The 14,697-nt window shown below is 66.7% G+C and carries 6 protein-coding genes and 1 tRNA gene; all 7 read left to right on the top strand.

Annotated features, from left to right (window positions below; translation table 11 throughout):
• The first annotated feature begins 76 nt into the window (after positions 1–76).
• The 7 genes from ACFWZ3_RS00535 to ACFWZ3_RS00565 all read left to right on the top strand — a co-directional run bounded on the left by ACFWZ3_RS00535 (position 77) and on the right by ACFWZ3_RS00565 (position 14,669).
• Positions 77–3,139, top strand: coding sequence for a TonB-dependent receptor (locus tag ACFWZ3_RS00535; RefSeq protein ID WP_439705840.1), 3,063 nt, complete (start codon positions 77–79; stop codon positions 3,137–3,139).
• A gap of 174 nt (positions 3,140–3,313) precedes the next feature.
• Positions 3,314–4,606, top strand: a complete 1,293-nt coding sequence (locus tag ACFWZ3_RS00540; protein ID WP_439706197.1) for a sterol desaturase family protein — start codon at positions 3,314–3,316, stop codon at positions 4,604–4,606.
• Positions 4,607–4,897: 291 nt separating this feature from the next.
• Entirely contained in the window at positions 4,898–6,451 is a 1,554-nt protein-coding gene (locus ACFWZ3_RS00545; RefSeq protein WP_439705841.1) for an amino acid permease, read from the top strand.
• Positions 6,452–6,662: 211 nt separating this feature from the next.
• Positions 6,663–8,561 (top strand): M61 family metallopeptidase, encoded by a 1,899-nt coding sequence (locus ACFWZ3_RS00550; RefSeq protein ID WP_439705842.1) that lies wholly within the window; start codon positions 6,663–6,665, stop codon positions 8,559–8,561.
• Positions 8,562–8,716: 155 nt separating this feature from the next.
• Complete coding sequence (locus tag ACFWZ3_RS00555) at positions 8,717–10,615, top strand: M61 family metallopeptidase (protein ID WP_439705843.1); 1,899 nt, start codon at positions 8,717–8,719, stop codon at positions 10,613–10,615.
• 281 nt (positions 10,616–10,896) lie between these two features.
• Positions 10,897–10,973 (top strand) — tRNA-Arg (locus ACFWZ3_RS00560).
• A gap of 405 nt (positions 10,974–11,378) precedes the next feature.
• Positions 11,379–14,669: a PAS domain S-box protein gene (locus tag ACFWZ3_RS00565; RefSeq protein ID WP_439705844.1), complete on the top strand. Its 3,291-nt coding sequence runs from the start codon at positions 11,379–11,381 to the stop codon at positions 14,667–14,669.
• Positions 14,670–14,697: the final 28 nt, after the last annotated feature.

Genomic DNA, 14,697 nt, shown 5'->3' on the forward strand with positions numbered 1-14,697 from the left:
GATCGTGCTCGTTGCCACGAGGCATAACGATGGCCTCAGTCCTTCTAATTCCAAAACAGGTTTTGGGGAGTTTTGCATGAGCTTGCAAGTTGCCAATCGCCCGGCCATCCGCCGGACGGCCCTCGCCGTCGCCCTGAGCGTGGGCTTCGCCGGCGTTGCCTTTGCACAGGCGACCACCGGCAGCATCTTCGGTGATGCACCGGCCGCCCAGGGCGAAACCGTCCTGATCCAGAGCAGCACCGGCTTCACGCGCGAAGTCGCGGTCGACGCCTCCGGTCACTTCGTCGCCAACCAGCTGCCGCTGGGCGACTACACCGTCACCCTGCGCCAGAATGGCCAGGACGTCGATTCCCGCAAGAACGTCACCCTGCGCGTGGGTGCCGGTACCCAGGTTTCGTTCGCAGCGGCGGGCGCAGCTGACGCCCAGAACCTGTCCGCCATCACCGTCAGCGCCAATGCGCTGCCGACGATCGACGTGACGGGCGTGGACTCGCGCACCGTCATCACCGCCGAACAGCTGGCCAAGCTGCCGCTGGCCCGCAGCGCCGAAGCGATCGCCCTGCTGGCGCCGGGCGTGGTGGAAGGCAGCGCCCTGTTCACCGGCACCGCCGGTGGCAACGTGGTCTCCTTCGGCGGCTCGTCCGTCACCGAGAACGCCTACTACATCAACGGCTTCAACACGACCGATCCGCTCAGCGGCCTCGGTGGTCTGACCCTGCCGTACGGTGCCATCGACCAGCAGGAAATCCTCAGCGGCGGCTACGGCGCCGCTTACGGCCGTTCTGACGGCGGCGTGATCAGCCAGGTCGGCAAGCGCGGCACCAACGAGTGGCATTTCGGCGGCCAGATCCAGTGGACGCCCAAGTCGCTCAAGTCCGACCCGAAGAACTACTACTACGTGACGGGCGCTTCGGCTGGCCAGATGCGTCAGTACCGCAACGAGAGCAAGTCCTGGGTCACCACCGTCTCCGGTTATGCCGGCGGTCCGCTGATCAAGGACAAGCTGTTCTTCTTCGGTGCCGCCGAGGCCGAGCGCCGTGAAGGCACCAGCGTCGGTTCCAACGCTGCGCCGCAGACCACCCAGTACCGCTACGACAACCCGAAGTGGTACGCCAAGCTCGACTGGAACATCAACGACAGCAACATCCTCGAGCTGACTGGTGCGTCGAGCAAGGAGTCCTACGCGGGCACCCTGTACGACTTCGACTACAGCACGCTCAGCACGGGTGATTTCAACAGCTACGACACGTCGCACAAGTACGGCTCGGACCTGTACTCGGCCAAGTTCACCAGCTACATCACCGACGACCTGACGGTCAGCGCGCTGTACGGCGAGATGAAGGGCACCTTCTACGAGACCGTGCCGGGCTACGACGCAAGCAATGCCTACGTGTTCGGTGGCGACAAGCAGAACCCGGCGATCACCGGCGGCAACCCGATCACCGGTCCGCAGACGGCCAGCTACATCACCGATCCGTCGCACCGCTCGAAGAACACCAACCTGCGCATCGACGTCAGCTACCACATCGGTGACCACACGATCACCGCCGGTATCGACAACCAGAAGATCACCGACGAGAACGATCGGACGATCTCCTCCGGCCAGGGCTATTCGTGGTCCTACGACGCGGGCGACCCGACCAAGTACATCGTCGGCGGCCCGGAGGCCAATGGCCCGAACTGGCAGGCGCAGCCGTGGGTGGTCAACCCCGGTTCGGTCGCCAATGGCCAGAGCGGCTACTTCGTGTCGCGTTACCGCCAGGCCAACGGTGCCACGGTGACCACCGAGCAGCGCGCCCAGTACATCGAGGACAGCTGGCAGGTGAACGACCGCTGGCTGGTCAAGATCGGCCTGCGTAACGACCAGTTCACCAACAACAATGGTGACGGCGTGCCGTACCTGCGCCTGACCTCGCCGCAGTGGGCGCCGCGCGTGGGCTTCTCGTGGGACGTCAATGGCGATTCCACCTTCAAGGTGTACGGCAATGCTGGTCGCTACTACCTCGCCATGCCCGCCAGCGTCGCGCTGCGTGCGGCCGGTTCCTCGCTGCTGGTGGATGAGTACTTCACCTACACCGGCATCGATGCGAACGGTGTCCCCACCGGCCTGACCGCGATCCCGACCAGCACCGGCGGCCCGATCTCGTCCAACGGCGAATATGGCCAGCCGCGCGATCCGCTGACCGCGACCTCGCGCAACCTGAAGTCCGAGTACCAGGATGAGTACATCCTCGGCTTCGACAAGCAGTTCAACGAGTCCTGGACCTACGGCGCCAAGGCCACGTTCCGCAACCTGCGCAACGCCATCGACGACATCGGCGACTCGTTCGCGATCCGCACCAAGATGGAAGCGATGGGCATCGACATGGATGACGTCGGCACCATTCAGGGCAGCTACCTGGTCAACCCGGGTCGCACGAACATCCTGATGATCCCGAATGCGGCGGGCGATGGTTACTACACCGTCCCGATGACCATGGACGACTTCCGCTTCAACACCACGCTGAAGCGCAAGTACTACGGCCTGAACCTGTACCTGGAGCATCCGTTCGACGGCAAGTGGTACGGCAAGATCGACTACCTGTGGTCGCACAGCTTTGGCAACAGCGAAGGCCAGGTGCGTTCGGACATCGGCCAGACCGACGTCTCGGCCACGGTGGACTGGGACTACGCCGAGCTCATGGACTACGCCAATGGCGCCCTGTCCAACGACCGCCGTCACCAGCTCAAGGCGTACGGCGCCTACCAGCTGACCCCGGAGTGGATGCTCTCGGGTAACTTGGTGGTCATGTCCGGCATGCCGAAGACCTGCCTGGGCTACTACGGTGCCGACGAGTCCAACCCGGGCCTGGGTTACGGCGGTGGTTACTACCACTTCTGCAAGGGCAAGCCGTACTCCCCGGGTGACGAGCGTCAGCCGTGGACCTACCGCTTCGACCTGAGCGCCGAGTACCGTCCGGAGTGGGCTGGCAAGAAGCTTGCGTTCAACGTGATGGTCTACAACGTGTTCAACAAGCAGACCACGACGCAGACCTACCCGCTGAGCGGCTTCACCGCCAATCCGAACCCGAGCTACAACCGTCCGTACAGCTCGCAGACCCCGCGCTACGTCCGCTTCGGCGTGTCGTACGACTTCTAAGGTCGCAAGCCATACCCGGGCTGTCCGCAGCCCGGGGTATCACCCCGGGGCCGCAGGTTTACCTGCGGCCCTTTTTTCTGCGCGCATCGCCCGCGGCTTCGCCGCTGGATCCCGCAGCGCGCGGTAGGATGCATGCCTGGACCCACTTCAGGGACGGCATCCGCCGGCCATGCCATGCACGTGCAGGAACTGATCATCACCTGGGCCACGCCGGTATTCTTCGTGCTGATCGGCCTGGAACTGCTGGTGGCGCGCTGGCGCGGCCGCGCGGCCTACGGTGCAGGCGATGCGATCAGCAGCATCGGTCTTGGCGTGATCTCACAGGTCGCGGGCGTGTTCGGCAAGCTGCTCTCGATCGGCATCTACGCCTGGGTGGCGACGCACATCGCGCCCTTCAGCCTGCCCGCCGACAGCATCGCCGTATGGGTTGTCGCGCTGCTCGCCTACGACTTCCTTTACTACTGGCTGCACCGCGCCGGACACGAGGTGAACATCCTCTGGGCCGCGCACGTGGTGCACCACCAGAGCGAGCACTACAACCTTTCCACCGCATTGCGCCAGACCGGCAGCGGCGTGCTGCTGGGCTGGCTGTTCTACCTGCCGATGGCGCTGGCCGGCATCCCGACCGAAGTGTTCGTGGTCGTTGCGCTGATCGACCTGCTCTACCAGTTCTGGGTGCATACCGAACAGGTCGGCCGGCTGGGCTGGTTCGACCGCGTGTTCTGCTCGCCCTCCAACCATCGCGCGCATCACGCGGTGAACGATCGCTACCTGGACCGCAACTACGGCGGCATCCTGATCGTCTGGGACCGGCTGTTCGGCACCTTCGTGGAAGAGGACGACAGTGATCCGCCGGTCTACGGCACCCGTGCCCCGTTGCGCAGCTGGAACCCGTTGTGGGCCAACGCCGAGGTGTACTGGGCGGCCGCGAAGGACGCCTGGTACGCACGGCGCTGGCGCGACAAGCTGCTGGTCTGGCTCAAGCCGCCCGGCTGGCGACCGGCCGACGTGGCGGCGCGCTTTCCCAAGCCGGCTTTCGACATCCATCGCGAGCGCTTCGACCCGCCGGTGTCGCGTGCGCTCACCTTCTACTGCCTGCTGCAGTTCGCGCTGCTGCTTGGCATGGCCACGCACTTCCTCGACCTCAGCACCACTGCCAGCCTGTCGACACTGCTGGTTTACGCGGCCTACCTGGTCGACAGCCTCACCGTGCTCGGTGCGCTGATGGAAGGACGGCGCGCCGCGTGCTGGTTCGAGGCGCTCCGCGTGCTCGCCACGGCTCTGGTGCCATGGGCGACCGGCCGCTGGTTCGGCGTGGCCCAGCTCGAGCCCCGCATCGGGGCCGCGATGCTGGTGGTGTTCGGCCTTGCCGCGCTGGCGTTGCCCTGGGTCGCTCCGGCTCGCCCGTCTGCCGCGGTGCGGGAGGTGAGCGCGAAAGGCCAAACGGCTGGCACCGCGGGGCACTGAGGTCGGACTTGCAGGCAACCTCGAATAACCGCCCGTTCGGGATCCTCTGTAGGAGCGCACCCTGTGGCATGGCGGTCGCGCACGGGGTGCGCTCCTACAGGGCGTCGGAAGCCAACCGGGCTTTCTGAACTCCCGCAAGGTCGCCGTGGCGCTGCTGCCTCGTTGGAATGGGGCCGCGATGCCGTCGGTGCGCTTTCGGAACGGCGCGACGGACGCCACCACCCAACCACGGGTTGCAGCCACTTGCAAGCTCCACGTTATGATCGGCGCTTGTTTTCAAGGGGATACCTGATGGGATTTCTTTCCAGGCTGGTACGCCGCAAGTCGGTTCAGCAACTGCAGTCCGAGGCCGGTGGGTCGAAGGATTTTCGCCGCACCATGGGCGTGTGGCAGCTCACTGCCATTGGCGTGGGCGCCATCGTCGGCGTCGGCGTGTTCGTGCTGGCGCCCAATGAAGCGGCACTCAATGCCGGCCCCGCCATCATCCTGAGCTTCCTTGTCGCCGGCATCGGCAGTGCCTGCGCTGCGCTGGCCTACGCCGAGTTCGCCGGAATGATCCCGGTGACCGGCAGCGCCTACACCTACGGCTATGCCGTGCTGGGTGAGTTGCCAGCATGGATCATCGGCTGGGACCTGTTGGTCGAATACGCGCTGATCGTCGGCGTGGTGGCGGCCGGTACATCCAACTACCTGCAATCGCTGATCATCCAGGTCACCGGTTTGCACCTGCCGGTCTGGCTGCAGGGCGCCTACGACCCGGCACAGCCGGACAGCGGCAAGGTGGTCAACCTCATCGCGGTGATCGTGGCGCTGGGCATTTCCTGGATCCAGATCATGCGCACCGAGATCGGCGCGCGCTTCAACACCGTCGTGGTGACCATGAAGGTGATCGGCGTATTGGTGGTCATCGTGGTGGGCGCGTTCTTCGTGCATGCGTCCAACTGGACTCCCTTCATCCCCGACCTCATCCACGATCCGCTCGCGACGGGCGGCACCCGCTACGGCTGGGACGGCGTGCTGGCCGCGGCGAGCATCGTGTTCTTCGCCGTATTCGGCTACGACACGCTGACCACTGCGGCGGAGGAGTCGAAGAACCCGCAGCGCGACCTGCCGCTGGCGGTGATCGCCTCGCTGGGCATCTCGATGGTGATGTACCTGGCGATCTCGCTGATCCTCACCGGCATGGTGCCCTACAACGGTTGCGTGGATGCCACGCAGGCAGCCGGCCAGTGCACCAGCGGGATGATCCTCGCCAGCCAGGCGCCGGTCAGCGCCGTGTTCGAGGCGCGGGGTCTGCACTGGGTCAGCGGCATCATTGACCTGGCCGCGGTGTGCGGCATCGCCTCGGTGGTGTTCGCCTTCATGCTGGGCGCCGCGCGCATCTGGTTCGCGCTTGCCCGCGACGGCCTGCTGCCGCGCTGGTTCGCCAAGGTGCATCCGAAATACGGCACGCCGTACCGCCCGACCCTGCTGCTGGGCATCTTCACGGCGCTGGCCGCCGGCCTGCTGCCGATCCGCGAGCTGGCCGAACTGGTGAACATCGGTACGCTGTCGGCGTTCATCGTGATCTGCGCCTCGGTGCTTATCCTGCGCATCACCCAGCCGAACCTGGAACGTCGCTTCCGCACTCCGGCGCTGTGGCTGCTCGCGCCGCTGGGCATCGTGTTCTCGCTGTTCCTGATCATCGGCTGGCCGTGGGTCACCGAAGGCCGCTTCCACATGATCGGTGGCCTGGACATGGTCACCATCTGGCGCTTCCTGATCTGGATGGGCATCGGCCTGGTGATCTACTTCGCCTATGGCATGCGCAACAGCCAGCTGGGGCGCGAGAAAGCCGGCGGCTGACACCGCGCCAACGTCGATGCGGGCGAAGGCCTCCGCGAATGCGGGGGCCTTCGCGTATGTGCCGCACCGGCGGTGAGAGGGCGGCGTCCGCCGTGACCTCTGGCAGGGGGAGGGGCGTGACCTTCGTCCTACCATCGGATGGCTGTCACGTTGGTTATCGGGGCGCCATCCGCGCCCCTGGCGTGGCCGTTGTCCGTCAGGGGAAGTGTCCGTGAAGAATGTTCGTTCGAAGCTGCTGGTGGTCGCGCTGGGCGCGGCGTTGTCGTTCGGTGCGCTGGCGGAGAAGGTGCCGCCGGTGGACCAGCCCTATCCGGGCATGCTGACGCTGAAGGTGGACCTCACCGACGCGCCGAAAAAGATCTTCCGAGTGCACGAGACGATCCCGGCCAAGCCCGGCGCGTTCACGCTGCACTACCCCCAATGGATTCCCGGCGAGCACTCGCCCTCCGGCCCGATCGACAACCTTGCCGGCCTGGTCATCACCGCCAACGGCAAGCGCGTGCCATGGCGCCGCGACCTGCGCGACATGTACACGCTGCACCTGACCGTGCCCGAAGGCGCCAGCGCGCTGCAGCTTCAGTTCCAGTTCCTTTCGCCGGGCGAAGGCGGCATGTTCGGCGCCAGCGCCTCCTCCACACCCAATCTGGTGGACGTGGAATTCAACCAGGTGGCCTTCTACCCGGCCGGCTACTACACCCGGCAGATCCAGATCCAGCCGATCGTGACGCTCCCCGCCGGCTGGCAGTTCGCCACCGCGATGGACGTGCAGGCGCGCGACGGCGCGAGCACCACCTTCAAGCCGATCAGCTTCAACAAGTTCGTCGACTCGCCGCTGATCGCCGGCGAGCATTTCAATCGGGTGGACTTGAACCCCAAGGGCGAGGTGCCGGTGCACCTGAACGTGGTGGCCGACGATGCCGATCAGGTGAAGCTCTCCGACGACCAGCTCAAGCAGCACCGCAATCTGGTCGACCAAGCCGGCAAGCTGTTCGGCGCGCACCACTACGAGCACTACGACTTCCTGCTCACGCTGTCCGACCACACCGGCCACTTTGGCCTGGAGCATCACCAGTCCAGCGACGACCGCCTGCCGGCCGACATGCTGACCGACGACAGCTCCTACGCGCTGATGGCCAGCCTGATGCCGCACGAGTACGTGCACTCCTGGTGCGGCAAGTTCCGCCGCCCAGCCAAGCTGTGGGCGCCGGACTTCAACACGGTCGAGGAAGACGACCTGCTGTGGGTCTACGAGGGCCTGACCGACTATTGGGCCGGCGTGCTCACCGCCCGTTCGGGCATGTGGACGGCCGAGCAGTACCGCGACTCGATGGCCAATATCGCCGCGGCCATGTCCGCGCGCACCGGCCGCGCCTGGCGCTCGCTTCAGGACACCGCCGACGCCGCGCCGCTCACCTATTACGGCGGTGGCGGCTGGGGCAACTATCGCCGCGGCACCGACTTCTACCCGGAAGGCCAGCTTTTGTGGCTGGACGTGGACACGCAGATCCGCGAACTCTCCCATGGCAAGCACTCGCTGGACGACTTCGCCCGCGCCTTCTTCGGCATGGACAACGGCAGCTACGTGACCAAGACCTACACCTTCGAAGAGGTGGTCGACACGCTCAACCAGGTGCAGCCGTACGATTGGAAGACCTTCCTGCGCACGCGCCTCGATTACACCGGCGATGAGTTGCCTGAACACGGCATCGAGCGCGGTGGCTGGAAGCTGGTCTATACCGATACCCCCAACGCCGAGACCAAGGCCGGGGAATCGATGCGCCACAACGTCAACCTGGCCTACTCGTTGGGCCTGTCCGTCTCCAAGAGCGGCAACATCTACGACGTGCAGTGGGACGGCCCCGCGTTCAATGCCGGCCTGGTGCCGGGCCTGGATATCGTCGCGGTCAACGGCAAGGACTACTCGCCCGACACGCTGAAGGACGCCGTCAAGGCTGCGAAGACCCGCAAGGCGCCGGTCGAGCTGCTGGTCAAGAACGTGGACGTCTATACCACCGTCAAGGTGGACTACCACGGCGGCCTGAAATACCCGCACCTGGTCCGCGCCGATGGCAAGGATCTGCTGACCGTGATCACCACCCCGCGCAAGTAACTTCAGGCAAATAACCCATCCCACCCTCACCGTTCGTCCCGGCCGCAGGCCCGCAAGGCCGAAGTCGAAGGACCGGCGCGCGGCACATGTCCCTCGCTGCGCTACGCCCCGGGACCAACGGTGAGCTCGAGCACCACCACCGGAGAGCTTCTTCCGTGAAAAACAAACCCCTCGCATCCGCCCTGCTGGCCGCCACCTTCGCGCTGGTCGCCGTGCCCGCCTTCGCCGACGTGCCGCCGCCGCGCGACGTACCCTTCAACGGCACGATCAAGATCAACGTGGATGCGACCGACATCGCCCACCGCGTGTTCCGCGTGCGCGAGACCATTCCCGCCCAGCCCGGCCCGCTGACCCTGCTCTATCCGCAGTGGATCCCCGGCCACCACTCGCCGACCGGTCCGATCGACAAGTTCGCCGGCCTGGTGGTCAAGGCCAACGGCAAGGTGCTGCCGTGGGTGCGCGATCCGCTCAACGTCTATGCCTTCCACGTCGACGTGCCGCAGGGCGCGACCGAAGTCGAAGCCTCCTTCCAGTTCCTCTCGCCGCAGGACAGGAGCCAGGGCCGCATCGTGATGACGCCCGAGATGCTGAACCTGCAGTGGGACGCGATGTCCCTGTACCCGGCCGGCTACGACACCGACCGCATCATGTCGCAGGCCACCGCCACCTATCCGGACGGCTGGAAGGCCGCGACCGCGCTGGAAGTAGCCTCCACCGACGGCAATACCGTCACCTACAAGCCGATCGACTACACCAACCTGGTCGACTCGCCGGTGTTCGCCGGCAAGTACTTCAAGCGCGTGGACCTGGACCCGGGCGCCAAGGTACCGGTGTTCATGAACCTGGTGGCGGATGATCCGAAGTATCTGGAGATCAAGCCCGAGCAGCTCAAGCCGCACCGCGAGCTGATCCAGCAGATGTACAAGCTCTATGGCGCGCACCACTACAACCACTACGACTTCCTGGTCTCGCTCACCGAAAAGATGAGCGGCATCGGCCTGGAACACCACCGCTCCAGCGAGGACGGCCTGCCGGCCGATTACTTCACCGAGTGGGACAAGAACGTCTACGCGCGCGACCTGTTCTCGCACGAGTACAACCACTCCTGGGACGGCAAGTACCGCCGCGGTGCCGACCTCACCACGCCCAACTACAACGTGCCGATGAGCGACACCCTGCTGTGGGTGTATGAAGGCCAGACCCAGTTCTGGGGCAACGTCATCGCCGCGCGCGCGGGCCTGTGGAACAAGGACGAGACGCTGGACATGTTCGCCCTGGTTGCCGCCACCTACGACAAGGGCCGCCCGGGCCTGGCCAGCTGGCGCAACGTGCAGGACACCACCAACGACCCGACCATTGCCCAGCGCAGCCCGCTGCCCTACCGCAACTACCAGTCCAGCGAGGATTACTACTCCGCCGGCGCCATGATCTGGCTCGACGTCGATGGCAAGCTGCGCGAGCTCACCCGCGGCAAGAAGAAGATCGACGACTTCGCGCGCGCCTTCTTCGGCATGAACAACGGTGACTGGAGCGTCAACACCTACACCTTCGAGGACGTGGTCAAGACGCTCAACGACATCGCGCCGTTCGACTGGACCAGCTACCTGCGCAAGCGCCTGGACGACCACGGCCCGCTGATCGGCGGCATCGCCTCGCACGGCTGGAAGCTGGTCTACACCGACAAGCCCTCCAAGGCGGTCAAGGCGATGGAGTCGCGCCGCCACGCGGCCGACCTGACCTACTCGCTGGGCCTGTCGATCGGCAAGGACGGCGGCATCGGCGACGTGCTGTGGGACAGCCCCGCGTTCAAGGCCGGCCTGGCTCCCGCCATGACCATCGTCGCGGTCAACGGCAAGGAATACTCGGCCGACGCGGTGAAGGATGCGGTCACGGCCGCGGCGAAGAACAAGAGCCAGCCGGTCGAACTGCTGGTGAAGAACTTCGACGAGTACAAGACCGTCCGCATCGACTACCACGACGGCCTGAAGTACCCGCACCTGGTCCGCGACGACAGCAAGCCGGACACCCTGTCCGACCTGATCAAGCCGCTCTAACTGCTCTGCTCCCTCTCCCCTCCGGGGAGCGGGCTGGGGTGAGGGGCCAAGGCTTGCCAAGGCCCCCATCGAAGCCAGGCACCAAAGCCCCTCTCCCCTCGGGAGAGGGGTCGGGGAGAGGTTCCGGCCGAGCCTCGATCCCCACTCCGCCCCAAGCCTCACCCGCCCTGCGGGCACTCTCCCGATGGGAGAGGGAACCGCATGAACCTCGCCACCCAACTCCGCTATACTGCCCGTCCGCCGAGGATCGACCGATTCCCGCGCGCATCCCGCAACACCACGCGCCCGTAGCTCAGCCGGATAGAGTAGTGGCTTCCGAAGCCATTGGTCGGGGGTTCGAATCCCTCCGGGCGCGCCATTCTCTCCGTCGACTTGCCGGCTGCTGCGCCGGTGAACCCGATCCGTATCGGACGTGCTCCCACGACAACGGACTGCGGTAACGAAGTCCGCCATGTAATCGCGCCGGTACGCGTCTGCGCCGCTTCCACGATTCGGCATTGGCCTGCCACCCGAGATAGGGTTCTGCCGCGGCTGGATAGTTGCCTGGTTAAGCGCGCACCTGGGGATTCAACGGCGTCGGAGCAGCTTCCGGGGATTTCCCGCAGCACCCGTGTTTTTCACGCCTCAGCGCCTGAACGGCGCACGCACGTTCTGCGTCTCATGATGGTGGCGCGCCTGCGGTCATCCGCGTCGCGCCGGACCCGGAAGCGATGGGGTTGCGGCCTGCCGACGCCCGCCGGGCGAGCAGACAGGAGGCCTGCGCGTGTCCGAGCCACATTCATCCGCGAGCCTGGCGGCCGAGCTGGCTGGTGCCGGCCAGACCGGTGCGCTGATCGCTGCGCGCGACTGGTCGCAGTCGCCGCTGGGGCCATTGGAGAGCTGGTCGTCGAGTCTGCGGGTGGCGCTGGGCATCGTCTTGCGCGCGCCCTCGCCGATGGCGTTGTCCTGGGGCGAGCAGGCGATTCTGCTCTACAACGACGGTTATGCGGCGCTGGCCGGCAGCCGGCATCCGGTGGCGCTCGGCGCGCGGGCGCTGGACGCCTGGCCCGAGGCCGCCGAGCTCAACGCCCGTGTGCAGGCCACCGTGCTGGCCGGCGGTACGTTGAGCTACCGCGACATGGAGATGACGCTCTCGCGCGGTGGGCCACCGCAGCAGGCCTTCTTCCATGTCGATTATTCGCCGGTGTACGACGAGGATGGGCACCCGGCAGGCGTGCTCTGCGTGGCGCTTGAAACCACCGGGCGGGTCGTCTCCGAACGTCGCAACGCGTTTCTGCTGAGGCTGGAGGAAGCCCTGCGCGGGTTGGCCGAACCTCGCGCGATCATGGATGCCACGGTTGACGTGCTGGGTCGCCACATGGGCGCCTCGCGGGTCGGCTACAGCGAGGTGCAGGACGACGACCAGACCATCGTCTGCGAGTCCTGTTATGCCGAGGGTGTCGCGCCGATCCTGGGCACCTTCCAGCTGGACGATTTCGGCGCCGCCAGCGTGGCGCGGCAGCGCGGTGGCGCCACCGAGATCGTCGCTGATGTCACCCGCGACCCGGCACAGGAGCAGGCCACCTGGGCGGCGATCGACACGCGTGCCTTCATCTCGGTGCCGCTGGTGCGTGACGGGCGACTGCAGGCGTCGCTGTACGTCAATGCGCGCCAGCCGCGGAGCTGGTCGCCGGCGGAGGTCGCACTGGTCGAGGACACCGCCGCGCGTTCCTGGGATGCCGTGCAGCGGGCCATTGCCGAGCGTGCCCTGCGCGAGAGCGACGCGCGTTTCCGCGCTGTGGCCGAGCTCAGCCCCGACGCGATCCTGATCACCCGCAACCATGTCTTTGCCTGGGCCAACGCGGCGGCCGCGCGGCTGCATGGCTTGGACAGTGCGCAGCAACTGATCGGCCGCTCGCCGCTGGACTTCTGCGAGCCGGAGGCGCGCCCGGCGGTGATCGAGAACATGGACCGCATCCTGTCCGGCCACCGGCTCGAACGGGCCATGCTGTTGCTGGTGCGTGCCGACGGCACCCGGGTGCCGGTCGAGGGTAGCGCCAGCCTGGTCACATGGGATGGCCAGCCTGCGACCGAGGTGCTGTTGCGCGACGTTACCGAGCGCAAGGCCGCGGAGGACGCGTTGCGTGCCAGTGCACAGCGGCTGCGCCTGGCGATGGACGCGGGTCGGTTGGCCGAAGTCACCCTGCGACTGACACCGCTGGCCATCGTCAGCCATTCGCCCGCATTCGCGCAGTTGTTGGGCCACCCGCCTTCCACGCAACTCACCGTCGAGGACTTCCGCAGGCAGTGCCATCCGGACGATCTCGCTCGGCTTATCGCCGAGCGCGAGGCGTTCCTGGCCAGCGGGGAGGAGTACTACCAGTCCGAACAACGCATCGTCCTTCCCGACGGCCAGGTCCGCTGGCTGTACGGTCGCGGCCGGGTGAGCCGGGATGCCGACGGCCGCCCATACGAGCTGACCGCGGTGTTCCTGGACGACTCCGAGCGCAAGCGGGCGGAACTGGCCTTGCGCGATCTCAACGACACGCTCGAGTACCAGGTCGCCGAACGCACGGCCGAGCTGCGCGCCAACCAGGCACGCATGCGCGCGGCGTTCGAAACTAGCTACGTGCTGCAGGGACTGGTGTCGCCCGAGGGGATCGTGATGGACGCCAACCGCACCGCGCTGTTGGCGATCGGATGCCGGCGTGAGCAGGTGCTCGGCCTGCCGCTCTGGGAGACTGCGTGGTTCACCGGCACGCCCGGCATGCCCGAGGTGGTGCGCGAATGGGTCGCGCTTGCGGCGCAGGGCAATCGCCTGCGTCGCGAGGCGCGGCTGAATCTGGCGGACGGCTGGCGCTGGTTCGATTTCTCCATGCGCCCGCTGGTCGATGCCGATGGCGTCGTCGCCGGGATCATGCCCGAGGCAGTGGAGACCACCGAGCGCCGGCAGGCCGAGGAGGCGCTGCGGCAAAGCCAGAAACTGGAGGCGATGGGCCAGCTCACCGGCGGCGTCGCGCACGACTTCAACAACCTGCTCACGCCGATCCTGGGTGGGCTGGACATGTTGCAGCAGCGCGGGCTCGGCGGCCCGCGCGAGCAGCGCCTCATCGACGGTGCGCTGAAGTCCGCCGAGCGCGCCCGCATGCTGGTGCAACGCCTGCTCGCCTTTGCCCGCCGCCAGCCGCTGAAAGCCTGCGCCGTCGACGTCGGCAAACTGCTGCATGGCATGGCCGAGCTGATCGCCAGCACGCTGGGGCCGCAGATCCATGTGGCCGTCCAGGTGGATGAGCCGTTGCCGGCGGCGCGCGCCGATGCCAACCAACTGGAGATGGCGTTGCTCAACCTCGCCGTCAACGCGCGCGATGCCATGCCCGAAGGCGGCACCTTGCGGCTGGCCGCCACCGTCGTGGACATCGGCCCGGGCCACCGCTCCCGCCTGCCGCCGGCCACCTACGTCTGCCTGTCGGTGGCCGACACCGGTACCGGCATGGACGAGACCACGATGGCCCGCGCGATCGAGCCCTTCTTCTCGACCAAGGGGCTCGGCAAGGGCACTGGCCTGGGCCTTTCAATGGCGCACGGCCTGGCCTCCCAGCTTGGCGGTGCGCTGCTGCTGCAAAGCACGCTCGGACTGGGCACCAACGTCCAGATGTTGCTGCCGCTCAGCAGCGAACCGCTGAGCGCGCCGGCGGCCGCACCCGAGGCTCCGGAGCACGCGCGGACCAGCGACACGGCGCTGCTGGTCGACGACGAGGAGCTGGTACGCGCCAGCACCGCCGCGATGCTGGCCGAACTCGGCTACGCGGTGGTCCAGGCTGGCTCGGCGGAGGAAGCCCTGCGGGTCGTCCATGCCGGCCTGCACCCCGACCTGCTGGTCACCGATCATTTGATGCCCGGCACCAGTGGCACCGAGCTGGCGCACGAGTTGCGGGCCTTGCTGCCGGATCTGCCGGTGCTGGTGATCTCCGGCTATACCGACGTGGCCGATCTGGCGCCCGAGCTGGCGCGGCTGACCAAGCCGTTCCGCAAGTCGGACCTGGCGGCCAGCCTGGAGGCCTTGCTGTCGCGTTGAGCCGGCGCTGCGCACCGCGTGTCGCACC

Source organism: Frateuria sp. GZRR35, assembly GCF_051900415.1.
Classification (GTDB): Bacteria; Pseudomonadota; Gammaproteobacteria; order Xanthomonadales; family Rhodanobacteraceae; genus Frateuria_A.